Below are 22,857 nucleotides of genomic sequence, written 5' to 3' on the forward strand. Positions count from 1 at the left end.
TTTGAAGAAATTTGAAGTAGAGAAATGGATGGTCGGTCGAATGAGTAAAGTGGAAATTCATATATTAGGTGGTTTTTTAGGTAGCGGAAAATCAACATTGCTGCAAAATTTATTATTAGCAGAAAAGAAGAAAAATCGAAAAGTTGCAGTTTTGATGAATGAAATCGGTGAATACTCGGTAGATACAGATATTATTGGAAAAGAGAATGTGTTAAGGGAACTTCTGAAAGGATGTATTTGTTGTACGTTAAAAGAAGAGCTTGAAATTCAATTACATTCTTTATATCAACAAGAAAGACCAGATGTAATTTATATAGAAACAACAGGTGTCGCACATCCAATTGAAGTGTTAGATGCATGTGTATCACCAATTTTAGCTCCTTTCCTTGAAGTGAAATCAATTGTCGTCGTTTTAGATGCAGTAAGATGGTTAAACCGAAGTATATTAAGTGCAAATGTACAACAGCTATTACATGAGCAAATGAAATATGGAAGTCATATTCTTATTAATAAATCAGATTTATTAACAGATTCGGATAAGAACAAAGTACTTGAAGACGTGAAAGCAATAAATAATCATGCGAAATTGTTTGAAACAAAATATTGTAATATATCTTTAGAAGACATAGAAGAAGCTGAATTTACGAATGATGGGGAACATGAGACACTACATGTCAAACAGCATTTACATATACAAACGATGACGTATCAATTTACGAAATCGATTGATCAAGATAAATTATACGAATGGCTTTGGAATTTACCAGATAGTATTTATCGTGTAAAAGGATTTGTGAAATTCCATGGAGATAAATACCCTCACTTATTCCAATATTCATTTGGCGTACCAACTTTACTGGAACAAGACTTCGGTTTCCCGACAAATTTGGTAGTAATAGGGGAAGGATTAGATAAGAAGCAATTGGTTGAGGGGTTAGAGAAAGTCGAAAATAATTAATCGGTTTTTCTAATCATTTTTTTAGGTAAGCTGCAAATAATTGACTTAATGAATTAAGTTAATTATTTGCAGCTTTTTGCGTGATGATTACTGTAATGAAACAGTAATTTCATTTGAACAACGGAATATATATTGATTGTATGTCCGTTTCCATTTAATAGGAAGGTGATTATAGATTTGTGCCGAATGTAGAGGTTACTACAAGAGTTTTCCATTACCAATTTTAAAGTCATGATTACGGACAGGGGAATTTGGCGTGTTTGATTCTATCAGAAAGTAAAGTATGGGGAGGATCACAATGTCGATAAAAAAACGTAAATGGCTAAGAACGGTGGTTACTGGTTGTGTTTTAGGGTCATTATTAGTAACAGTAGCTTGTTCGGGAAAGAAGACAAGTACAGAAGATGAAAAAACGATTAAGGTAGGGGTTCTTGCTTCGTTAACAGGTCCATTGGAATCGTATGGAAAACAAACAGTGAACGGGTTTGAATTAGGGTTAGATTATGCAACTGGTGGAACTGGGAAAGTGGAAGGGAAGAAGATTAAGTTTGTTGTAGAAGATACGGAAACGAAAGCCGATGTAGCGGTTAAGAAAGCTACGAAATTATTAGAAGAAGAGAAGGTTGATTTTTTAGTCGGATCATCTAGTTCAAGTGATACATTAGCAGTTTTACCACTAGCTGAAGAATATGAAAAAATTATGGTTGTAGAACCGGCAGTTGCTGATAGTATTACCGGGAAGAACTGGAATAAATATATTTTTAGAACAGGAAGAAACTCTTCGCAAGATGCGATTGCTGGGGCTGCCTCAATTGCTAAAAAAGATGTAAAGATTGCGACGTTTGCTCCAGATAATGCTTTCGGTCGTGAAGGGATTGCAGCATTTAAAGCGGGAGCAAAGAAATTAGGTGCGAATATTGTAAACGAGCAATACGCGGATACGAATTCAACTGATTTCACTGCAAATATTCAAAATATTATTAGCTCAAAGCCAGATTATTTATTTATCGTTTGGGCAGGTGCGAATTCACCATGGAAACAGTTGAAAGATATGAATGTGGAAGCGCAAGGTATTAAAATTTCTACTGGTGCACCTGATATACCAGCATTAAAAACGATGGATGCGCTAATAGGGATGCAAGGGTTTTCTGTTTATTATCACTCACTTCCAAAGAATAAGGTGAACGATTGGCTAGTAGAAGAACATAAAAAACGTTTTAATGGTGCTGTTCCAGATCTGTTTACAGCAGGAGGAATGTCAGCGGCAATTTCTATCGTCGAATCTTTAAAGAAAACGAAGGGCGATACAGATGTAGATACACTTATTAAGAAAATGGAAGGAATGGAATTTGAGACACCGAAAGGAAAGATGAAATTTAGAGAGAAGGATCATCAAGCATTACAAACTCTATATTCTATAACGCTGAAAAAGCAAGATGGTGTTGATTATCCAGTACCAGTGTTAGAGAGAGAATTAACGATGAAAGAGACAGAACCATCAATTCAGAATAAATAGACTGAATTTTCTGTTGTCTTTGTATAAAGAGGGAATACCCTCTTTATACTTGTTTCTTTCATAAACATGGCTTTCAGTGGGAGGGATTTTATGACACATTTGTTAGAGACAAAAAATCTTTGTGTATCTTTTGGGGATCATCATGTTATTAAGGATGTTAATTTAACGGTAAAAAAAGGAAAGCTCATTTCAATAATTGGACCGAATGGTGCTGGAAAGACAACGCTATTCAATTTACTAAGTGGACAAATTTCTCCAACAAAGGGTGAAGTATATTTTAAAGGACAAGAGATTACAAATTTATCAATTTCGGATCGTACTCGATTAGGAATTGGTCGTTCTTTTCAACTTACAAATATATTCCCAGAGTTAACGGTACTTGAAAATGTTCGTTTAAGTGTTCAATCATTTGTGCAAGATTACTATAGTTTTTTTCCGAGTTCGGCAAAATTTAAGCAACAAGTTGGAGAGGCGAGACGTTTCTTAAAAACAGTATTACTTCACGAGAAAGAACATGTATTAGCGAAAGATCTAGCGCATGGGGAAAAACGAAAGTTAGAGCTTGCGATGTTATTAGCTTTAAAAACGGATGTGTTACTACTTGATGAGCCGACGGCAGGTATATCAGTTGAGGAGGTACCGGCTATTTTACAAGTGATTGAAAATATTAAGAAACATCCAGAGAGTACAATTGTACTTATTGAACACAAAATGGATATGGTACTAGGTTTGTCAGACCATCTTATCGTTTTATTCCATGGAGAGTTATTGGCTGAAGGTTTGCCCGAAGAAATGATGAAAGATGAGCGTGTACAAAGTGCTTATTTAGGGGGATTATATAGTGGCACTATTACAAGTGAATAATATAGAGACGTATTTAGATCAGTTTCATATTTTACAAGGGGTATCTCTTACTGTTGAGAAAGGAACGATTACTGTACTGTTTGGAAGAAATGGGGCAGGGAAGACTACGACATTACGTTCGGTTATGGGATTTCACCATATCGCACATGGTGAAATTTATTATGATAGTACACAAGTAAATGGATTATCTACACATTTAATTTCAAGGAAAGGAATAGGGTATGTACCAGAAAATCAAGGTATTTTTCACGACCTGACAGTAGAAGAAACATTCGCTCTTGCTAGGGGGAAGGGAGAAGAAGCGGAAGAAAAAATAGACTGGATGCTTGAATTATTTCCAGATTTAAAGCAATTTTGGCACAAAAAAAGCGGACTCTTAAGCGGAGGGCAAAAGCAAATGCTAGCAATTTCAAGAGCATTTATTAATAGTGATGGTTTATTACTTATTGATGAGCCGAGTAAAGGCTTGTCGCCCATTATGATAGAAAAATTAATGATAGCCATTTTGAAAATGAAGGAAAAAACGACTGTTTTACTTGTTGAACAAAATTTTATGATGGCTAGTCAAATCGGTGATTATTTTTACATTATGGATAATGGGCGCATTGTGCATAACGGTTTCATGGAGGAACTGCGAGAGGATAAGGAAACATGTCATAAATATTTAGGTATTTCTTAACATTGATACGGGGGGATAGAACGTGGATGTGCTAATTAACTTATTTGTAAATGGCGTTTCGACAGGGATGCTTATTTTTTTATTAGCGTCTGGTCTATCACTTATTTTCGGTTTAATGAGCGTACTAAATTTTGCGCATGGCGGTTTATTTGCATGGGGAGCATTTACAGGCGTTTGGTTATTTAATATGACAGATAGTTATTTATTAGCGCTAATTGGGGCAGTCGCTATGGGTATGTTCCTCGGTTTCATTTTAGAAAGATTTCTTATTAGACCAGTGTATGGAAACCATGTGCGGCAGCTACTCGTGACACTCGGAGGAATGCTCGTTCTTAGCGAGTGCATCAAAATATTTTGGGGTCCTAATCCAATTGCTGCAAAATTACCGTTATGGCTTCAAGGCAGTTTTACATTTGGAGGAGTTATCTTAATAAAATATCGCCTATTCGTTATTTTAGTTGGGATACTAATTTACATCGCTTTACTATTGCTGCTGAAAAAAACAAAGATAGGACTTATGATTCGCGCTGGTGTAATGGATAAAGAGATGGTTCAAGCTCTCGGAATTAACGTAAAAGCGATATTCTCGTTTGTTTTTTTATTAGGAGCAGGGATGGCGGCGTTAGGTGGTTTTCTACTAGCACCATATTCAGGAGTTATTTTTGCTGAGATGGGTATGCAGTACGCAATTTTAGCTTTTATAGTAGTTATTATTGGCGGATTAGGTAGCGTACAAGGTTCAGCGCTAGCATCTTTAATTGTCGGATTAGCCGGTGCTTTTACAGCGTATTTTTTGCCAGATTTATCTCTTGCAATCAATATGTTAATGTTACTATTTTTCTTAATAGTGAAGCCAACGGGACTTGTTGGTGAAAAGGGGTGAAATGGTGAACAGCACATCAAATCGAATTAAAGTATACTTCGGAGTATTTATGCTCATTTGTTTAAGTGTATTTCCATTCGTAAATGATTCACGGAGCTTGTTAATTTTGTTCACTCAAATCTTCATCTTTGCTATTTTCGCTATGAGTTTTGATGTTCTCCTTGGATATACAGGTATTGTTTCATTCGGTCATTGTATGTTCTTTGGTATAGGGGCGTATGGGGTAGCACTTTTATTTGATCGACAAGGGGTGTCTATCACAAACTTTTTTATAGGAATAGCAGCCGCAATTATTGTATCAGCCATCGTTAGTTATATAATCGGTTTGCTTTCTTTACGGCTGAAAAGTCATTTTTATGCAATGTTAACGCTCGCTATTTCCCAGCTGTTTTTTGTACTTGCTGAAAAATGGCGTTCACTGACTCATGGAGGAGATGGATTTACATTTCGTGTACCAGATATATTCCGTGATCGTTTTACATTTTATTATATAACATTTATATGTCTAATCAGTATTTTCATTTTGTTACGTCTTTTCACAAAATCTTCAATTGGGAAAGTGTTAAAGGCGATTTCACAAAATGAACAACGAGTTGAAGCACTTGGCTATAAAGTTCTTCATTATAAAATTATTGCTAGTGTTGTTGCAGGAGTAGTTGCAGCGATTAGCGGTGGTTTATTTGTTATCACTTTACGCTTTGTTAATACAACTGTATTTTCAATTGAAATGACATTAAATGCATTATTGATGACAATGATTGGGGGAGTTGGAACTTTAATCGGAGCAATCGCTGGAGCTGGGATTATTGAATCATTGAAATATTATTTATCCGAATTAGCGACGGAATATCCGATTTTTGAACGATGGACGATCATTCTTGGTTTATTATACATTATCGTGCTTCTAGTTTTTCCGAAAGGGTTAGTTGGAACAGTTAAGAAGTTGAAGAATTTTAAAAGGGGCAAGAAGGAGAAGAGCACAGGGGTGGAGCAGAACGTGTGAAATAAGTCTTCAAGATGGAAAGGGATGTCCTAGTAGTTAAACATATTAACTAGGTAACATCCCTTTTTATTTTATTAGGCCGTACGATAGTATATGAAGTTATATTAGCGATTCGACAAGGGATATCTATTTACCCGTAAAATACGACAAGTGTAGCCTCTTTATTAATTAAATAGTTCACCTGGAATCACTTTATCTAAGTCTCGAGTTGTAAAGAAGTTAATAGGTAGTTTTTCAACCGCGACATTTTCAACTGGAACTAATTTATCATTTCTAATCGGTAAAAAAGCTATCCCATTTCCCTCAACAATAAACTCTTCAATAAGCGAATAAGAATCTAACTGTTGAAGTTGATGCTGAGATAGATTGTTTTCTTTTAGAAATTGTATTGTCATATTTCTAAAAGGGCACTTTTTATCGTTACTAACAAAGAAAAGTTCTTTTGAAAAGTCAAGGTTACACTGTTCTTTCGCTTTTAATAAGCCTACAGAAATTGAAGTGGTGAATACTTTTTTAAACGCTGCGTCGGGATAATCCTCATAAGTTATGACCATATCAACTTTTTGTTGCTGTAGTAGTTTTTGTAAATGGCTACTACTTTCTATATATATTTGATAATTCCTGAAATTTTCTTTAATACGCATACTTAAATAATTAGTCAAAATAGATTGTGACGTCGCTATTACATAAGAAGATGCACTTGTTTTAATTTCATCTTTGGCTTCTTCTAAAAGAGCTAATATTTTATTCGTGTAGTCTAATAAAATGTCACCAGAAGGTAACAGGGAGACACCTTTGTTATCTCTATGTAGTAAAGGCGTTTCTAATTCTTGTTCTAATTTTTTGATTCGCTCAGTTACATTTGGTTGTACATAGCCTAGCTCTTTAGCGGCTTTACTAATAGATCCTTCGTTAGCTACAGTTTTAAATATGATAAGATCATTTATTTCCATTCATTTCAGCTCCTTATACGGTATCATTATAAATGATATCAAACATAATTTATACCTATTTTACGTCAGCCGATCATCGGTTTATCATTATATATATAAGATCGAAAGTGAGTGATAAACATGATTGGTATGCAATATAAGGTCATTTTGCCAAAAGATTATGATATGGGGACTATTAGAGAAAGGGTGAAAAAGAATGGTTATAAAACGGATGGTTTTCAAGGGTTGAATTTTAAGGCTTATTTAATTGCTGAGGCAGGTAAGGATGGGTGTTTCCATAATTGTTATGCACCTTTATATATTTGGAATGGTCATGAAGGGATGAATAAATTTATCTTTGAAGGGTATTACGATAATATTTTGCAATCGTTTGGGTGGCAACAAATAAATATAGGTGTTCCATTAGTTGTTAATTTAAGTAATGATTTTAGAAAAAGTAGATATGCTGTTGAATATGCAGGGAGTATTTCTCAAAGTAAATCGCTGATTGGGACGCAATTAAATAAAGTAAATGAAAATGTGCAAAACATAGAAAAATGTTTAGGGAATGTAATAGTTTATAATCCGGATAAGTGGGGATATAGTCAATTCAGTTTTTATAAGGAAAAGCCTGAAATAGATGTAATGGACGATGTTACTATTTATGAGATTTTACATATTTCACGAGGATATGTTGTTGAATGCTAAATTAAGAAAAAGGAATGAAAATCTATGCCTTTTGTGAACGTTTATTATCATGAAGATATATTAAATAAAGAAGAGTTGAAAAAGATAGGTGAATGTATCCATCTTTCATTAATTGAACATTTCGACATCCCTGAAAATGATTATTTTCAAATATTTTTACCTTATCAACAAAATCAATTTTTGTATAATCCATATTATTTGTTGGAAAGAGGAGAAATGAGAACTGAGAATATGATTCATGTTTCTATTACATGTGGACCTGGAAGAACAGTGCAACAGAAAAAAGGTTTGTATCAATCTATATCCTTTGAAATTTCAGCATGTTCTAATGTGAAAGTTACTGACATTTTTATTACATTACATGAGATAGCTGCTGAAAACTGGTCATTTGGTCAAGGGATGGCACAATTGGTAAAAATGAAGGGAGCAAAATGATGAATGAACCAATTGAATTCTATATTCCAAAGAAAATGAGAGAAGTAGCACCTGTATTTTCTCATTATAGTGAAGATATATTATTTGAGGAAGTGTGGCGGGATACCGCTTTAACATTAAGAGAAAGAAGCTTATGTACATTGTCGGCACTAATCAGTCTTGGTAATACAGAACAATTACCATTTCATCTGAAGCTAGCTAAACAAAATGGGATAATGGAGAATGAATTAGTTGCATTAATAACACATATGGCTTTTTACGTTGGTTGGCCAAAAGCTGTGGCAGCTTTAAATATAGCAATGAGTGAAATGGAAAGTTAAGAATAATGATTTTGGGAGGCATTTTTAACATATTTCTACTTGCATTATTATCACTTGAGTGGTAAAGTGATAGTAAGATCAACGCTAGGAAGTGATGAAACATGCGTGAAAATACGATAGGATCGTTAATATGGCTACGTTTAATACGATTTACGAACCAAAGTAATCAAATGTCAAATGAGTTTTTAAAACGTTTTGATTTAACAACAGCCCAATTTGATGTGCTTTTGCAAATACGGACTTATCAGCCATTAACACAAATGGAGTTAGCAGAAAAGGTTACCGTTACACAAGGCGGTATTTCTCGAATGTTAACACGTCTTGAAAAAGAAGGATATATTATACGAAAACAAGATTGGAAAACGAAAACAATTAGTCTTACAGAGCAAGGGGAAGCGGCTTTAGAAAGAGCATTGCCAGAGCAACTTGCATTTCAATCATCATTTTTTGATGATGTATTAAATGAAGAAGAGCAGAAAATACTATACGAGTTGATGTCAAAAGTTCATAAGCATAGTGAAAAAAAAGAATTACCGAATGAGTAATTTTTTTTACTTAATCAATTGACTAATCAAGTGATAAAGAGGAGGAAGTTTTATGTATACAATTCCAGGACATCACCACATTTCTATGGTGACTAAAAATGCGAAAACGAATAATAATTTTTATCGAGATGTTTTAGGATTACGCCGGGTGAAAAAGACAGTCAATCAAGATAATCCATTTATGTATCATTTGTTTTATGGTGATTTAACAGGGAGTGCCGGAACTGAATTATCATTTTTTGAAATGCCGAATGTAGGTAGAACAATCCGTGGTACAAATGCAATAACACAAATAGGCTTGCTCGTACCTTCAATAGAAAGTCTTACATTTTGGAAGAGACGTTTTGAGTCACTCCAGGTGGCGCATGGGGAAATTACAACTTACGCCGGAAGAGACGCACTGCACTTTGAAGATCCAGATGGTCTACGGTTAGTGCTGTTAAATAATAAAGATGAAGAGGTGCCTGAATATTGGACTGCATGGGATGAATCTTCTGTAGAGCAGAATCATCGTATTTTAGGCATGGGAACAGTTGAAATGACAGTGCGCAGTTTAAATAAATTATCAAAAACATTAACAGGTTTGTTTAGTTATAAAGAAGTATCTCGTTCAGACGATGAGGGGATTTATCAATCTATCGATGGTCAATCTTTTGGAGAAATTTTGGTGAAACAGCAAGATGGAGAGAGTGAAAGACCAGGAAAAGGAAGTATTCATCATATAGCTATTCGTGTGAAAAATGATGAAGAACTGAGTTATTGGAATGAAGCGGTGAAAGATAAAGGGTTCCAATCAACAGGGATTATCGATCGCTTTTATTTTAAAAGTTTATATTTCCGTGAGTCAAATGGCATTTTATTTGAGATTGCGACGGATGGCCCAGGATTTACAGTAGATTCAACAGTTGAAGAATTAGGAAAAGAGCTGGATTTACCACCATTTTTAGAAGAGAGAAGAAAAGAGATTGAAGAGAAATTAATACCGCTTTATTAAAAGGGAGAGAGCAACTATGGAAAAATACCGTATTGATACAAGTAAGGGAATTGAATTTGGATTATATTCAATTGGAGATCATATTTTAAATCCGCATGATGGTTCGAAAATAAGTGCAGAAAAAAGAATTCATGAACTAATTGAAACAGCTAAGTTAGCAGATGAAGCTGGAATTGATGTGTTTGCTGTCGGTGAAAGTCATCAAGCGCATTTTACAACGCAAGCTCATACAGTTATTTTAGGAGCTATTGCGCAAGCTACGAAAAACATTAAAATCGCGAGTTCTGCAACAGTATTAAGCACGTCAGATCCGGTTCGTGTATATGAGGATTTTGCCACAATTGATTTAATTTCTAATGGTCGTGCTGAAATCGTTGCTGGTCGTGGATCTCGTATTGGGGGATATAGTTTACTTGGTTACGATGTAAATTATTATGAAGAACTATTTGAAGAGAAGATGGATCTTTTATTAAAAATAAATAAAGAAGAAAGTGTAACATGGAAAGGGCAGTTTAGAACGCCACTTGAACATGCGGCAATTATACCGAGAGCTAAAAATAACAATATGCCAATTTGGCGTGCTGTTGGAGGGCCACCTGCTAGTGCAATTAAGGCAGGACGCGCAGGTGTACCAATGATGCTTACGACACTTGGTGGCCCAGCTGTTAATTTTAAAGTTTCGGTTGATGCATATCGTGAAGCAGCTGAGCAAAGTGGTTTTGATCCAGCAACATTACCAATTGCGACAACAAGTTTATTTTATACAGCAGAAAATTCACAAGATGCACTTAGTGAATATTATCCTCATATTAATGCTGGTATGCTTGCGCTACGCGGTGGTGGGTATCCAAAACAACAATTTACTAACGCAGTAGATCACCGTGATGCGTTAATGATTGGTAGCCCGCAACAAATTATTGAAAAAATGCTTTATCAATATGAATTATTTGGACAGCAACGTTTTATGGCACAGATTGATTTTGGCGGTGTACCATTTGATAAGATTGAGAAAAACATTGAATTAATTGCTACTGAAATTATGCCGGCTGTTAGAAAATATACAACGAAATAATGAAAAAAGTACCGGGAGTATAATCTATTCTCGGTACTTTTTTATTTAGTCAGTTTGAAAAATGACAAAAAAACGAATTTTATGTCTAGAGAAAGGGGAGTTTTTTTCTATTTGTGAATAACAATATTGTTGATTTGAATTTTGGAAATACATTTTTCTCTTGACAAAAATGTAACGTGTTTTTAGGTTTGGTTCGAGGACATTTTTCAAAGGGAAAGTCAAGCGTATGAAGAGAAAAACATAATAACAATTGATATAAGAGTGTGTTGTATGTTTGAAAAGTACGTTTTTAAAATGTGAGAAATCTAATTCAAAAAAATTACAAAAGACATATTTCAGACAAAATCCTGTCAATAATACGTCAAAAATCACCTGAATTTATTATGTAAGTATATTATACAATTCGATTAACGAATAAAACACTACTGAAATAGTGAAAAGGTAAATCGTATGAAGAAAGTTCTTTTGTAATTATCTAAAAAACTGACAATCTATATTTTCAGAAAGTACATAAACGAATTTATCTTTTTGTATTTCCAAATGATTGAATTGTTCGTTATGAAGTGAATTCATACAATTCAATCGATATTACGATATAAAAAAATATGAAGGAAGTGACTTTAGCATGGAAACGCTCGAATTGGCACGAATACAATTTGCATCAACAACGATTTTTCATTACTTTTTCGTTCCGCTGTCTATAGGTTTAGCTTTTATCATTGCGTTAATGCAAACGTTGTATGTGGTAAAGGGACAAGAAATTTATAAGAAGATGACAAAGTTTTGGACACAAATATTCCTTGTTAACTTCGCGGTAGGTGTTGTAACAGGTATTTTACAAGAATTTCAGTTTGGTATGAACTGGTCAACGTATTCACGTTTTGTTGGTGATGTTTTCGGACCATCACTTGCAATTGAAGGTTTATTAGCATTTTTCATTGAGTCTACATTCCTAGGTTTATGGGTATTCGGTGAGGATAAACTTCCGAAGCGAGTTCACCTTTTATGTATTTGGCTCCTCTCAATAGGAACAATGTTATCAGCATTTTGGATTTTAACTGCAAGTGCATTTATGCATGCCCCAGTAGGATATGAAATGGCAGCAGATGGACGTGCACAGATGAATGATTTTTGGGCGATTATTCAAAATCCACAATTATGGGTGCAATTCCCGCATACAATTACAGCGGCAATTGCAACTGGTGCATTCTTTATTGCAGGTGTAAGTGCATGGAAAATATCAAAAGGTCAAGAAACTGCGGTGTTTAAAAAATCGTTCCGAGTTTCTATCGTTGTTGGAACAATTACAACAGCATTAGTATTATTTTTCGGTCATGCACAAGCACAAAATTTAATTAAGACACATCCGATGAAAATGGCAGCAGCTGAAGCGTTATGGAATACGAGTGAGGATCCAGCTCCATTTACAGTATTTGCAAAAATTGATACAGAGAAGAAAGAAAATTCGTTTGAAATTCAAATCCCTTATATGCTAAGTCTATTGTCATACGATAAATTTAGCGGTCAAGTTGAAGGGATGAATCAAATTCAAAAACAATATGAAGAAAAATATGGACCTGGAGATTATATTCCGCCAGTACATACTATGTTCTGGAGTTTTAGAGCGATGGTAATGAGTGGAACATTCATGCTTCTTTTAGGAATGTACGGCTGGTTCTTATCAAGAAAAGATCGCTTAACTGAAAACCCTTGGTATTTAAAAATAATGGTATATGCAATTGCACTACCGTTTATCGGTAATACAGTAGGTTGGATTATGACTGAAATGGGACGTCAGCCTTGGGTTGTCTTCGGTGTTATGAAAACAGAAGATGCTGTATCTCCAAACGTTTCATTTGGAGAAGTATTATTCTCTCTTGTTTCATTCACATCACTATATTTAATTGTTGGAGGAATTACTGTTTACTTATTCGTTCGTATCATTAAAGGACATGCGAATAAGAAAACGAAAAAGGATTATCAAAGCCATGATCCATTTGATAAGGAGGAAGAGTATGTTATCTCTTAATGAGTTGTGGTTTCTAATTATCTCAACCTTATTCGTTGGCTTCTTTGTACTTGAAGGTTTCGATTTTGGTGTAGGAATCGTTTCAAGGTTTTTAGGGAAAAACGATTTGGAAAAACGTATATATTTAAATACAATTGGGCCGTTTTGGCACGCAAATGAAGTATGGCTTGTTTGTGCTGGTGGCGCTATGTTTGCGGCATTCCCGCACTGGTATGCAACTTTATTTAGTGGGTTTTATATTCCATTTGTGTTTATGCTTCTTGCATTAATTATAAGAGGTGTTTCCTTTAAATTCCGTGCGAAAATAGAAAATCATAAATGGAAGAGTTTCTGGGATTGGGGCATGTTTATTGGAAGTTTGCTACCTCCTATACTTTGGGGAGTTGCAATCGCAAACTTTATGACAGGTGTACCAATTGATGGAAGTAAAAATATGGTAGGCGGATTTATGAAATTACTTCACCCATTTGCGTTACTTGGGGGAGTTATGTTTCTTCTTCTATGTATTGTTCATGGTTTGCAATTCCTTACTATACGTACAACAGGAAAATTACGAGAACGCGCACGTATTGCCGCGACAAAGATTGCACCTTTTGCATTAATAACACTTCTTGTTTTTGCAGCTGTAGGGTTATGGAAAACAGATATTTTCACCGCACATGGTTCAGAGTGGCTAATGGTTCCAATTGGAGCTTTTGTAGCGCTATTTGTTTCTACTTTATTAAATAAAAGAAGAAGAGATGGCTGGGCTTTCTTTATGACGAGTTTAACAATCATTTTGTTAAGTGCAAGTGTGTTCATCGGTATGTTCCCGCGTGTCATGATTAGCTCATTAGGAGCGGTAAATGATTTGACAATTTATAATGCGGCATCAGGACCTTATGCATTAAAATTGATGAGCTATTTTTCTCTTGCTATTTTACCGTTTGTTATCGGTAGTCAAATATGGAGTTTCTATGTATTTAGACAACCTGTTAAGTCAGACAAAGATTTGGAGTACTAATGAAAAGAAAAAGAGGACTTCCGTCGTATCCTGGTAGCCGAGTTTTATATGTAACTTTAAGTCTTATTAGCATTTTAGAGGCGTGTAGTATCATTGCGCAGACAGTATTTTTAGCACGAGCAATCACATTTTTATTTCATGGAGAAACAGTGCAAGCTGTGCTAAATGAAACTGTTTATTTTGGGATCACGTTTGCAGCACGCCAAATGTTAGTGCGAACATCGCAAATATTGGTTGAGCGTTTCGCTGAAAAAACAGGATTTGCATTACGTAAACAGTTAATAGAAGCATATTTTACGTTAGGGCCGAGATTTGTCCAAACGAATGGGACTGGTCATCTGGTTACTTTATCGATAGAAGGTATTGAGAAATTTAAAACATATATTGAATTGACAATTCCTAAAATGATTAGAAGTAGTATCGTACCGGGGCTAATTGTTCTATATGTTTTTACACTGGACATTAAGTCTGGAATCATTTTAGTTGTAACGATTCCAATTGTGATCATATTTATGATCCTTCTAGGATTAGCAGCGCAGAAAATGGCGGATAGCCAATATGAGACATATCGTGTACTTTCTAATCATTTTGTAGATACGTTAAAAGGATTAGAAACATTAAAGTATTTAGGGAAAAGTAAACAGCACGAAGAAAAGATTGAAAAAGTAAGTAAACGATATAGAAAAGCAACGATGCGTACTTTGCGAGTTGCTTTTCTTTCTTCTTTTGCATTAGATTTCTTTACGAGTTTATCAATTGCATTTGTAGCAGTTGGATTAGGGATACGGTTAATAGATGGGACAATTATACTGTTGCCAGCTCTTACGATTTTAATTTTAGCGCCGGAATATTTTCTGCCGATTAAGCAAGTTGGAGCGAATTATCATGCTACATTAGATGGACAACTTGCAATGGAGCAAATAGAAGAAATTTTACAGAAACAAAAAGAAATAGAAAAGAAAGATTCAAATGTAGATATAGTATGGAATTCTTCTAGTAGTTTGAAATTACAAGATGTAAAGGTAAATAATGATGAATCTGAAAAGGCTATATTAGAGGGAATTGATTTTACTTGGCAAGGTAACGGTGCTATAGGCATTATTGGTGAAAGTGGGGCAGGGAAATCAACGTTAATCGATGTGTTAGCAGGATTTCTACCGCCTTCGGGTGGGAAGATGTTAGTAAATGGTGTGGAAATTGGTGAATCTACTCGAGAAGATTGGCAAAAAAATATTGCTTATATTCCGCAGCAACCTTATATTTTTCCGCTTTCATTAAAAGATAATATTTGTTTCTATGAAACGAATACAATTGATGAAGAAGTTGAGAGAGTTATTAATGAAGTTGGTCTTCGTTCGCTCGTTGCATCATTACCACATGGGATGTACGAAAGAATTGGAGAAGGTGGACGTATGCTTAGTGGCGGACAAGAACAACGTGTCGCTATGGCACGTGCACTTTTAAGTAAAAAGCCAATCATTTTATTAGATGAACCTACAGCACATCTTGATATTGAAACTGAATTTGAAATAAAGCAATCGATGTTACGTCTGTTTGAAGGTAAGTTAGTATTTCTTGCAACGCATCGTCTACATTGGATGAAGCAAATGGATCATATTCTTATTTTAAATAAAGGGGAAATTAAAGAAAGTGGAACATATGAAGAACTTTTAAAGAATGAGACATTACATTTTCATAGGGAAGAGAGGGGAGAGCGATGAGTAATTGGATTAAACCTTATATACAGCAAAATAAAGGTAGAATGACGTTGACTATTTTCCTCGGGCTTCTTGGAGTTAGTTCAGGTGCGATGCTACTTTTCATTTCAGGTTATTTAATTTCTAAATCTGCTCTCAGACCAGAAAATGTAATGGCTGTATATGTTCCTATAGTTGCAACGCGTGCGTTTAGTATAGGGCAAGCTGTCTTTCATTATTTAGAGCGTTTAGTAGGGCATGACGTCGTTCTACGAATTTTAGAAAAAATGAGAACAAAACTATATAGAATTGTAGAACCACAGGCGTTATTTTTCCGCTCACGCTTTCAAACTGGTGATGTACTAGGTGTATTGTCTGATGATATAGAACATTTACAGAATCTATATTTACGTACAATATTCCCTAGTATATTAGCGTTAGTTGTATATAGCATTTTCGTAATTGTTATCGGTGCATTTGACTTAGTATTTGCACTTATCGCAGCTTGTATGTTAGCTGTTATTGTTTTTCTTCTCCCATTCGTATCACTACTTTTGATGAAACGACATCATGTTGCTTTGAAGCGAGGAAGAAATCGTTTGTATCAACAATTGACAGATGCTGTATTTGGGTTATCTGATTGGCAGGCGAGTGGTAGAAAAGATGAATTTATTAATGCATATGTAGAGCAAAATGTCCAGCTGTTAAAGACAGAAAAGAGAGTGAAACGCTGGTACCATATTCGAGACAGTATCATTCATTTAATAGTCGGCATTGTAGTTATTTCAATGATTATGTGGACTGGAAATCAAGCAGCAAGTGAACAGATTGCACCTACAGTTATTGCAGCGTTCGTATTAATGACATTATCTGTGACAAATGCGCTTATCCCTATATCAGATGCTATTGATCGAATTCCATCTTATGTAGAATCTGCTCATAGGCTTAAAAGCGTAGAAAGTGATAGCATTTTGCAAGATGGAAATGAGTTACCTGGAGATAAAGATTACGTTGCACTAAAACATATAGATATTGAACTGAGTAATGTGTCGTATAATTACCCGGATAGTAATGAACCTGTATTAAAAGATGTATCATTGCAAATAAAGGCAGGAAAGAAAATTGCTATTTTAGGTAGAAGTGGAACAGGAAAATCTACTTTACTAAAACTGTTAACTGGGGCATTACGTCCGGTAAGTGGCCAAATTATATTGAATGGTGAACAAGCTCATACGGATTTTTTGTCAAAATATATTTCTGTATTAAACCAAAAACCACATTTATTCGATACGACAATTGGAAATAATGTGCGGATCGGTAAACCAGAGGCTAATGATGAAGAGATATGGAGAGCTTTAGAGAAAGTACAGCTAGCACCGCACATTGCTTCTCTTCCTGATGGATTACAAACAAAAATGCATGAAATGGGAAAGAGGTTTTCTGGCGGAGAAAGGCAAAGGGTAGCATTTGCAAGAACTCTTATGCAAGAAACATCAATCATTGTACTTGATGAACCGACTATCGGTTTAGACCCTAAAACGGAATTAGCCTTAATAGAAACAATGTTTTCTGCAACAGAAGAAAAGACTGTTATTTGGATTACACATCATCTTGTAGGAATTGAACATGTAGATGAAGTTATTTTCCTTGATAGTGGCCAAATCGCTATGCAAGGTAGTCACGAACAGCTACTGAAAGAAAATGAGAAATATCGTAGGTTATATGAGCTTGATAAAGGTATATAAGAATGAAATGCCAAAAAACACAAATTCTTGGTAGTTCAAGGTTTGTGTTTTTTTGTATTTGTGGTGAAATCATATAAGCCGTATAAGCTATTTGATCATGAAATGGTTATATATTGTTAGAAAGGGTGTTTAAAACCTATCCTTTCAAGGCAATACTTGAGCCATAGTGAATGGATTGTTGGAAGGCGTGATTATATGTTTGAAGAGGATGGCATTGTTTTAATACTGGAGCCTGCTGATGAGCGGAATATGAGGAAATTTATTTTTACAGTACCGAAGTCAGTTTATGAAAAAAAAGAAATTTTATTACATTACGGAACACCTTTAGGTCAAGGATATACGGACATTATAGAAGATATTATTAGTGTACATATAGACATAGATATTATAACAGTAATAGGGCATGTGAGAGGATAAAGAGAAACTTTAATTAGTGAGAGCTATACGTACCTGGAAAACAGACGTACTTAAAATAAGTATGTCTGTTTTTATATTTAAATGAAGATAGTTTCGAGGTACATGTTGAACAGGATAATAATGATTTTTCTAGAATGTATAAGAGGAAGGTTAAAAAAAATAAGATATGATGTGATAAAGTGTATAAGAAGAAAATAAAGTGTTTATAAATGAATAAAAGTATGGCAATTATTTAGGAGGTAAAAATGAAGTTTACAAAAACAATGTTACTTTCAATTGTAGTTTCAATTGGTTTGATGGGATGTTCGCTAGTAGAGGAAGGGAAGAACTCCATAGATTACGCTCAAAAAGCGACAGACTATGTAAATGAAATAAGTGCATTTGCAAATGAAGCGCCAGCATTAGCAGAAAAGGCCGTTAATGATGGGGAAGCCCGGAAAGAACTAGAAACGAAACTTACTGAAATTAAACAAGATATACCAGCTTTTAATGAATTAACACCACCAGATGTAGCGAAGGATCTTCACCAGCAAATCGTCGGGTATAATGAAAAGTTAAATACATTAATTGATACATCTATGACAAAGATAGAGGAAGGGAAAATGAATGTAGAGCAGTTTAAAAACTCTGAGCTTATGCAGACGATAGAACAAGTTCGTGATTTGAAAGATAAGGTTCAAAATTTAGGGCAATAACAAAAAGATCCGTTTATCATAAACGGATCTTTTTGTTATTGTATACAATAGATGATTACACCAATGATAATAATAATGTTGCCAATGATTTTTCGTTTCGTGATTTTCTCCCCTAGGAAGTACCAACTGAAAATTAAAATGATGATATAACTTAATGATTCTAATGCAGATGCTTGCTTTAATGCCATGCCCTTTAAGGCGATCACATTTAATCCGGCATTAATTACAAATAAAAAGTAGCCGATGATAACATAAGGATTCACATATTCTTTTATTCTAGAATCGTATTGTTGTAAAGTAGCCTTTTTTAATAATATTTGTGAGTAATTGGCTAAAATTATCCCAAATATCAATAATAACATATAACTATTCATCTTTTGTCACCACCACAATTCCGACGATAATAATAGCTGCGCCAAGTATGTGATTCCACTGTATCGTATCTCCAAACAGGAATACTGACCAAAGCATTGACCATAGTATGATAATCCCACGGTGTGAATATGCTCTAGAAATTTCAAAGTTCTTAATGACTTGTTGCCATAGAATTGCATATCCGAATAAAAGTACAACAAGTCCGAAGTAAGCAATAAAAAATGAAATTGATGCAATAGGGAATTGAGATGCCCATTTCATGTAAACCATAATGATAGAATATATCAAGAAGGCCACATGTAAAAATACATAGTTTTTAATAGTTGGTTTCATATATTCACTCTCTTTTACTTTATATACACGTATGTAAACTCGATGTATATAATCAATAGCTTCTTATTATATATAAAAGGCATATTGAAATGATTTTTGTTTATTTCTTCACATTCCAAAATATATAGTATCATGTCTTCTAATGTAAAACAATAGAAGGCAATGCGTAGCTTTAGAGCTGAAAATAATAGAGCTAGTAGAGTTAGATTTTCCACTGTTCTATAATTTGTATCGTTTTATTTGTTGCATCCATCTCTACTTGAATACCTATTGGCAAAGTAATCATTGGATGAGTATGACAACAGTCAAAATCGGCTAGAAAAGGAAGTTTTTGATTTTGTAATACTTCTAATAATATTTCGTAAGGTTTTCTATTTGTACCACAATCATCAAATTGCTCATGTTTTCCAAGGATGATACCTGAAATTTTATCAAAAACGCCGTTAATTTTAAGTAATGAAAAACTTCTTTCGATAGTAGCTGCATCTTTTGAGCTATCTTCAATAAAGAGAATGTCACCATCTTGAATAAGTGGCATATAGGGGCTACCCCAAATACCTTGTATAGTGTTTAAATTCCCACCAATAATACGTCCAGTAGTTTTTCCGCCCATTACTGAAATCCAATTGTTCGGTCGAAGATCTTTTTCTTTCGTTTTTTCTTCCCAATTAATAAATTCATCTGACCAAAATAACGGCTGGTTTATGTTGTAAGGAAGGTGTTGATCAGTTAATAAAGTATCCGCAAAATATTTGTACGTGCAATCTACGAAAGGCTCAAATTCACCAAAAGAAGGAACAAGTGCTGGACCATAAAATGTAGGAATTCCTGTTTTTGCATAAATACCTAGTAATAATGCTGTTGTGTCTGAATAGCCAATCATTATTTTAGGATTCTTTTGAAAAGTCTCATAATCAATATAAGGTAATAATGAATTTGAATTCAGTCCCCCAATTGTCGACATGATACAAGAGACGTTAGGGTTTCTAATCAAGTCATTTAATTCCTCAGCACGCTCTTTAATGCTCCCGGAACGATAATAATCATATTGACCTGTTAGTGAACCTTCTAATATATGAAATCCTTTCTTTTGTAAGTATAATTTTGCGCGCTCAAATCTCTTTGGAGAAGTATAGGTTACTGGTGAAGAGGGAGAGTAGATGCCAATGGTATCGCCATATTTTAATGCTTTTGGAAGTATCATTTGTATAAATCCTTTCTATTATATAGTGTTTTTGTGTTTAAATGTAATTGAATATTCTTATATTTCGTTGTTTTTAGTGTAACACATATGAAAAAGAGAACGAGGTTGAAATTATAATTGCTGTAGATGAATAAATATACTTTTTACCTTGACGATATAAAGTAATTGTTGTTATGGTTAAACATGAGTGTATAAAAGGTTTGCTAAAGGAGTTTTAGAATGAAGCGGTTAAAATGGGGAAGATTAACAATCCTATTAGTAGTAATTCTGGGTATATGTTGGTTCTTTTTCCAAGGGGTTCAAAAGAGTGAAACAAAAGTAGATACTCAGCCTTTACAAGTGGCAGAGCTACCTAAAACAGGGCTATCTGAAAAAGTAGTTCCACCAAAATATATACCACCAGAAATTGATGCAAAAGCAGCTATTATTATCGATGCGAGTAATGGAGAAGTTATTTATCAAAATAATGAAAATGAAGCTGTTGCCCCTGCTAGTATGTCAAAAATGATGACAGCATATCTCGTTTTAGAGAGTATACATAATGGGAAAGTCCACTGGGAAGATCCAGTGAAAATAAGTGCAAAGTCGGCACAAACAGAGGGTGCAAAAATCCCGATGCAAGCAAATGATACATTAACTGTTAAGGACTTATATCATGCGTTAATGATTGAATCGGCTAATAATTCGGCTGTCGCTTTAGCGGAACATGTAGCTAAGACAGAAAAAAACTTTGTTCAACTTATGAATGAAAAAGCAAAGCAGTTAGAAATGTCAGATAAAGCTAAATTCGCGAATGCTTCCGGATTGCAGGAGCCCGACGGAAGTGAAACAAAAATGACAGCAGCTGACGTAGCAAAATTAGCGTATCATCTTATAAAAGACTATCCAGAGATATTAGAAGTGACTCACTTACGTCAAAGTCAGTTAGCATTTAATAATGTTAATGTTACAAGCACAAATGAGATGTTAAACAAAAATAATAAAGCTTTATATATAGAAGGAATAGACGGATTAAAAACAGGATTTACAGATAGCGCAGGGTATTGTTTTGCAGGTACTGCAAAACAAGGCGATAATCGTATTATTACAGTTGTTATGGGGACAAAAAGTAAAACAAAACGTTTTACAGAAACACAGAAGCTGATGTCCTATGCTTTTCAATTGGTTAATTAGGTGAAGAATTAAGTTAATTGCTATAAAAAGAGACAGACAGTTTATTTGAACCTTGATTTTGGTGATAATAAGCTGTTCTTTAAATTTTGGGAGTATGGGGGGGAAACTCAAGTGATATCATTTGAGTTTGTTTTTGTTTGTTGATATTATTAAGTTAAGAACTTATTAATAATAAGTTTGAGAGGCATTATATGCTTCGTACATATGATACTGCCTCAAATGAAAATTGGAGGGAATTGTAATGGCAAAAGATTTTTACTCAGCAATTGAAGACAGAAGATCTATTTACGCGATTAGTAAAGAGCAAGTAGTTTCTGATGAAAGAATTCAAGAAGTGATTTATCATGCTGTGAAACATACACCTTCGGCTTTTAATTCTCAAAGTGCAAGAGTTGTTGTATTACTAGGTGAACAACACGACAAATTATGGAATGTTACGAAAGAAACGTTACGAAAAATTGTGCCTGAAAATAATTTTGCACCTACTGAAGAGAAAATGAATGCATTTAAAAGTGGCTATGGAACAGTTTTGTATTTCGAAGATAGTAAAGTAGTAGAAAGTTTGCAAGAGAACTTTGCACTATATAAAGATAATTTTCCTACATGGTCTCAGCAATCTTCTGGAATGTTGCAATTTGCGATTTGGACAGCATTAGAGATTGAAGGTTTTGGTGCTACACTACAGCATTATAATCCGTTGATTGATGAGGAAGTAAAAAAAGAATGGGATGTACCTGAAAACTGGAAGTTAACTGCGCAAATGCCATTTGGTAAACCAGTAGTTTCTGCAGGAGATAAAGAATATCAGCCATTAGAAACTCGTGTGAAAATTTATAAATAAAATAAAAAATAAAAGGTGAACAGAGATATAATCTGTTCACCTTTTTATACATGGTATGAGTTTTTATGCTGAATTGTTTTCATTTGCTCTTTTAGTTCGTTTTTCTTTGTTTCAATGATTGTTACCTTTTTAAACGTTGTAAGCGATAATAAGTGAGTAAGAGCAGAGTAAAGTTCGATATTATTATTCATGTAATCGTCTATTATTTTTTCCACAAATGCAACTCCTCTTTTTATGTGATTATACATATTCTATCAATAAAACCCTAATAATTCCATATTTAGTAGAGAAACGAAATAGTCAATTGTGTTTTTAGGATGGGAGTGCTCTCGAGGGGGCGTGAAATCTTACAAATCATCGCGTTGTTTAAAATCATACATAGTATAGAGAATTCATTTTCTTAAAATATTATACTATTGATTAATAAAGTGTTTTT

At 34.3% G+C, this 22,857-nt stretch carries 25 protein-coding genes; 20 read left to right on the top strand and 5 right to left on the bottom strand.

What is annotated here, in order from left to right; genetic code table 11:
* Nucleotides 1–40 precede the first annotated feature (40 nt).
* The 6 genes from JFU23_RS25170 (at nt 41) to JFU23_RS25195 (ending at nt 5,903) form a co-directional block, all read left to right on the top strand.
* Nucleotides 41–958, top strand: coding sequence for a CobW family GTP-binding protein (locus tag JFU23_RS25170; RefSeq protein ID WP_201032992.1), 918 nt, complete (start codon nt 41–43; stop codon nt 956–958).
* Nucleotides 959–1,256: 298 nt separating this feature from the next.
* Complete coding sequence (locus JFU23_RS25175; RefSeq protein WP_061674159.1) at nt 1,257–2,474, top strand: substrate-binding domain-containing protein; 1,218 nt, start codon at nt 1,257–1,259, stop codon at nt 2,472–2,474.
* Between the two features lie 90 nt (nt 2,475–2,564).
* The gene (locus tag JFU23_RS25180) at nt 2,565–3,338 is read left to right on the top strand and encodes an ABC transporter ATP-binding protein (protein WP_201032993.1); all 774 of its coding nucleotides are present in this window, start codon (nt 2,565–2,567) and stop codon (nt 3,336–3,338) included.
* Nucleotides 3,316–4,017 carry a branched-chain amino acid ABC transporter ATP-binding protein gene (locus JFU23_RS25185; protein ID WP_016103179.1) on the top strand — a complete coding sequence of 234 codons (702 nt, stop codon included), beginning with the start codon at nt 3,316–3,318 and terminating at the stop codon, nt 4,015–4,017. Before JFU23_RS25180 ends, JFU23_RS25185 begins: the two co-directional genes overlap by 23 nt.
* A 22-nt stretch (nt 4,018–4,039) precedes the next feature.
* Nucleotides 4,040–4,900, top strand: a complete 861-nt coding sequence (locus JFU23_RS25190) for a branched-chain amino acid ABC transporter permease (RefSeq protein ID WP_002141340.1) — start codon at nt 4,040–4,042, stop codon at nt 4,898–4,900.
* 49 nt (nt 4,901–4,949) lie between these two features.
* Complete coding sequence (locus JFU23_RS25195; RefSeq protein WP_061674178.1) at nt 4,950–5,903, top strand: branched-chain amino acid ABC transporter permease; 954 nt, start codon at nt 4,950–4,952, stop codon at nt 5,901–5,903.
* Between the two features lie 164 nt (nt 5,904–6,067).
* On the opposite strand, the gene JFU23_RS25200 is transcribed toward JFU23_RS25195, so the two are convergent.
* The gene (locus JFU23_RS25200) at nt 6,068–6,856 is read right to left on the bottom strand and encodes a LysR family transcriptional regulator (protein ID WP_201032994.1); all 789 of its coding nucleotides are present in this window, start codon (nt 6,854–6,856) and stop codon (nt 6,068–6,070) included.
* Between the two features lie 120 nt (nt 6,857–6,976).
* On the opposite strand from JFU23_RS25200, the gene JFU23_RS25205 reads away from it, so the two are divergent.
* The 12 genes from JFU23_RS25205 to JFU23_RS25260 all read left to right on the top strand — a co-directional run bounded on the left by JFU23_RS25205 (nt 6,977) and on the right by JFU23_RS25260 (nt 18,495).
* The gene (locus JFU23_RS25205) at nt 6,977–7,543 is read left to right on the top strand and encodes a DUF4865 family protein (RefSeq protein WP_201032995.1); all 567 of its coding nucleotides are present in this window, start codon (nt 6,977–6,979) and stop codon (nt 7,541–7,543) included.
* Between the two features lie 24 nt (nt 7,544–7,567).
* A complete protein-coding gene (locus JFU23_RS25210) occupies nt 7,568–7,978 on the top strand; it encodes a tautomerase family protein (protein ID WP_002031325.1) in 411 nt (136 codons plus the stop codon).
* Nucleotides 7,975–8,298, top strand: a complete 324-nt coding sequence (locus tag JFU23_RS25215; RefSeq protein WP_242483534.1) for a carboxymuconolactone decarboxylase family protein — start codon at nt 7,975–7,977, stop codon at nt 8,296–8,298. Before JFU23_RS25210 ends, JFU23_RS25215 begins: the two co-directional genes overlap by 4 nt.
* Nucleotides 8,299–8,399: 101 nt before the next feature.
* Nucleotides 8,400–8,843 carry a MarR family winged helix-turn-helix transcriptional regulator gene (locus JFU23_RS25220; protein ID WP_002012331.1) on the top strand — a complete coding sequence of 148 codons (444 nt, stop codon included), beginning with the start codon at nt 8,400–8,402 and terminating at the stop codon, nt 8,841–8,843.
* 52 nt (nt 8,844–8,895) lie between these two features.
* On the top strand, nt 8,896–9,837 hold the full coding sequence (locus JFU23_RS25225) for a ring-cleaving dioxygenase (RefSeq protein WP_201032997.1): 942 nt from the start codon (nt 8,896–8,898) through the stop codon (nt 9,835–9,837).
* A 16-nt stretch (nt 9,838–9,853) separates the two neighbouring features.
* Nucleotides 9,854–10,909: an LLM class flavin-dependent oxidoreductase gene (locus JFU23_RS25230; protein WP_002031331.1), complete on the top strand. Its 1,056-nt coding sequence runs from the start codon at nt 9,854–9,856 to the stop codon at nt 10,907–10,909.
* 625 nt (nt 10,910–11,534) lie between these two features.
* Entirely contained in the window at nt 11,535–12,938 is a 1,404-nt protein-coding gene (gene cydA, locus JFU23_RS25235) for a cytochrome ubiquinol oxidase subunit I (protein ID WP_002012335.1), read from the top strand.
* On the top strand, nt 12,925–13,941 hold the full coding sequence (cydB, locus tag JFU23_RS25240) for a cytochrome d ubiquinol oxidase subunit II (RefSeq protein ID WP_002141342.1): 1,017 nt from the start codon (nt 12,925–12,927) through the stop codon (nt 13,939–13,941). Before cydA ends, cydB begins: the two co-directional genes overlap by 14 nt.
* A complete protein-coding gene (cydD, locus tag JFU23_RS25245; RefSeq protein ID WP_201032998.1) occupies nt 13,941–15,662 on the top strand; it encodes a thiol reductant ABC exporter subunit CydD in 1,722 nt (573 codons plus the stop codon). The genes cydB and cydD overlap by 1 nt, the downstream gene beginning before the upstream one ends.
* Nucleotides 15,659–17,383 carry a thiol reductant ABC exporter subunit CydC gene (gene cydC / locus JFU23_RS25250; RefSeq protein ID WP_201032999.1) on the top strand — a complete coding sequence of 575 codons (1,725 nt, stop codon included), beginning with the start codon at nt 15,659–15,661 and terminating at the stop codon, nt 17,381–17,383. The genes cydD and cydC overlap by 4 nt, the downstream gene beginning before the upstream one ends.
* A 195-nt stretch (nt 17,384–17,578) precedes the next feature.
* Complete coding sequence (locus JFU23_RS25255; RefSeq protein WP_002031341.1) at nt 17,579–17,800, top strand: hypothetical protein; 222 nt, start codon at nt 17,579–17,581, stop codon at nt 17,798–17,800.
* Between the two features lie 245 nt (nt 17,801–18,045).
* Nucleotides 18,046–18,495 (top strand): DUF6376 family protein, encoded by a 450-nt coding sequence (locus JFU23_RS25260; protein WP_002012340.1) that lies wholly within the window; start codon nt 18,046–18,048, stop codon nt 18,493–18,495.
* A gap of 35 nt (nt 18,496–18,530) precedes the next feature.
* Here JFU23_RS25260 and JFU23_RS25265 read toward each other — a convergent pair whose 3' ends face one another.
* The 3 genes from JFU23_RS25265 to JFU23_RS25275 all read right to left on the bottom strand — a co-directional run bounded on the left by JFU23_RS25265 (nt 18,531) and on the right by JFU23_RS25275 (nt 20,407).
* Nucleotides 18,531–18,869, bottom strand: coding sequence for an EamA family transporter (locus tag JFU23_RS25265; protein ID WP_085310507.1), 339 nt, complete (start codon nt 18,867–18,869; stop codon nt 18,531–18,533).
* A complete protein-coding gene (locus tag JFU23_RS25270; protein ID WP_002086172.1) occupies nt 18,862–19,203 on the bottom strand; it encodes an EamA family transporter in 342 nt (113 codons plus the stop codon). Before JFU23_RS25270 ends, JFU23_RS25265 begins: the two co-directional genes overlap by 8 nt.
* Nucleotides 19,204–19,405: 202 nt before the next feature.
* Nucleotides 19,406–20,407: a S66 family peptidase gene (locus tag JFU23_RS25275; protein WP_201033000.1), complete on the bottom strand. Its 1,002-nt coding sequence runs from the start codon at nt 20,405–20,407 to the stop codon at nt 19,406–19,408.
* A gap of 219 nt (nt 20,408–20,626) precedes the next feature.
* On the opposite strand from JFU23_RS25275, the gene JFU23_RS25280 reads away from it, so the two are divergent.
* Both JFU23_RS25280 and JFU23_RS25285 read left to right on the top strand, forming a co-directional pair.
* Complete coding sequence (locus JFU23_RS25280; protein WP_201033001.1) at nt 20,627–21,580, top strand: D-alanyl-D-alanine carboxypeptidase family protein; 954 nt, start codon at nt 20,627–20,629, stop codon at nt 21,578–21,580.
* A gap of 241 nt (nt 21,581–21,821) precedes the next feature.
* On the top strand, nt 21,822–22,421 hold the full coding sequence (locus JFU23_RS25285) for a nitroreductase family protein (protein ID WP_002141347.1): 600 nt from the start codon (nt 21,822–21,824) through the stop codon (nt 22,419–22,421).
* 44 nt (nt 22,422–22,465) lie between these two features.
* On the opposite strand, the gene JFU23_RS25290 is transcribed toward JFU23_RS25285, so the two are convergent.
* Entirely contained in the window at nt 22,466–22,636 is a 171-nt protein-coding gene (locus JFU23_RS25290) for a hypothetical protein (RefSeq protein ID WP_201033002.1), read from the bottom strand.
* Nucleotides 22,637–22,857: the final 221 nt, after the last annotated feature.

This window comes from Bacillus sp. TH50 (assembly GCF_016650565.1).
In the GTDB taxonomy this organism is placed as follows: Bacteria; Bacillota; Bacilli; order Bacillales; family Bacillaceae_G; genus Bacillus_A; species Bacillus_A mycoides.

Excerpts from the sequence above, each read along its gene's own strand:
- JFU23_RS25215 (WP_242483534.1), top strand. The coding sequence starts at position 7,975 with ATGATGAATGAACCAATTGAATTCTATATTCCAAAGAAAATGAGAGAA.
- JFU23_RS25280 (WP_201033001.1), top strand. The coding sequence starts at position 20,627 with ATGAAGCGGTTAAAATGGGGAAGATTAACAATCCTATTAGTAGTAATT.
- JFU23_RS25255 (WP_002031341.1), top strand. The coding sequence starts at position 17,579 with ATGTTTGAAGAGGATGGCATTGTTTTAATACTGGAGCCTGCTGATGAG.
- JFU23_RS25220 (WP_002012331.1), top strand. The coding sequence starts at position 8,400 with ATGCGTGAAAATACGATAGGATCGTTAATATGGCTACGTTTAATACGA.
- cydD (WP_201032998.1), top strand. The coding sequence starts at position 13,941 with ATGAAAAGAAAAAGAGGACTTCCGTCGTATCCTGGTAGCCGAGTTTTA.
- JFU23_RS25225 (WP_201032997.1), top strand. The coding sequence starts at position 8,896 with ATGTATACAATTCCAGGACATCACCACATTTCTATGGTGACTAAAAAT.
- JFU23_RS25170 (WP_201032992.1), top strand. The coding sequence starts at position 41 with ATGAGTAAAGTGGAAATTCATATATTAGGTGGTTTTTTAGGTAGCGGA.
- JFU23_RS25275 (WP_201033000.1), bottom strand. The coding sequence starts at position 20,407 with ATGATACTTCCAAAAGCATTAAAATATGGCGATACCATTGGCATCTAC.
- JFU23_RS25180 (WP_201032993.1), top strand. The coding sequence starts at position 2,565 with ATGACACATTTGTTAGAGACAAAAAATCTTTGTGTATCTTTTGGGGAT.
- JFU23_RS25200 (WP_201032994.1), bottom strand. The coding sequence starts at position 6,856 with ATGGAAATAAATGATCTTATCATATTTAAAACTGTAGCTAACGAAGGA.
- cydB (WP_002141342.1), top strand. The coding sequence starts at position 12,925 with ATGTTATCTCTTAATGAGTTGTGGTTTCTAATTATCTCAACCTTATTC.
- JFU23_RS25195 (WP_061674178.1), top strand. The coding sequence starts at position 4,950 with ATGCTCATTTGTTTAAGTGTATTTCCATTCGTAAATGATTCACGGAGC.
- JFU23_RS25260 (WP_002012340.1), top strand. The coding sequence starts at position 18,046 with ATGAAGTTTACAAAAACAATGTTACTTTCAATTGTAGTTTCAATTGGT.
- JFU23_RS25285 (WP_002141347.1), top strand. The coding sequence starts at position 21,822 with ATGGCAAAAGATTTTTACTCAGCAATTGAAGACAGAAGATCTATTTAC.
- JFU23_RS25205 (WP_201032995.1), top strand. The coding sequence starts at position 6,977 with ATGATTGGTATGCAATATAAGGTCATTTTGCCAAAAGATTATGATATG.
- cydA (WP_002012335.1), top strand. The coding sequence starts at position 11,535 with ATGGAAACGCTCGAATTGGCACGAATACAATTTGCATCAACAACGATT.
- JFU23_RS25230 (WP_002031331.1), top strand. The coding sequence starts at position 9,854 with ATGGAAAAATACCGTATTGATACAAGTAAGGGAATTGAATTTGGATTA.
- JFU23_RS25265 (WP_085310507.1), bottom strand. The coding sequence starts at position 18,869 with ATGAATAGTTATATGTTATTATTGATATTTGGGATAATTTTAGCCAAT.
- cydC (WP_201032999.1), top strand. The coding sequence starts at position 15,659 with ATGAGTAATTGGATTAAACCTTATATACAGCAAAATAAAGGTAGAATG.
- JFU23_RS25210 (WP_002031325.1), top strand. The coding sequence starts at position 7,568 with ATGCCTTTTGTGAACGTTTATTATCATGAAGATATATTAAATAAAGAA.
- JFU23_RS25175 (WP_061674159.1), top strand. The coding sequence starts at position 1,257 with ATGTCGATAAAAAAACGTAAATGGCTAAGAACGGTGGTTACTGGTTGT.
- JFU23_RS25270 (WP_002086172.1), bottom strand. The coding sequence starts at position 19,203 with ATGAAACCAACTATTAAAAACTATGTATTTTTACATGTGGCCTTCTTG.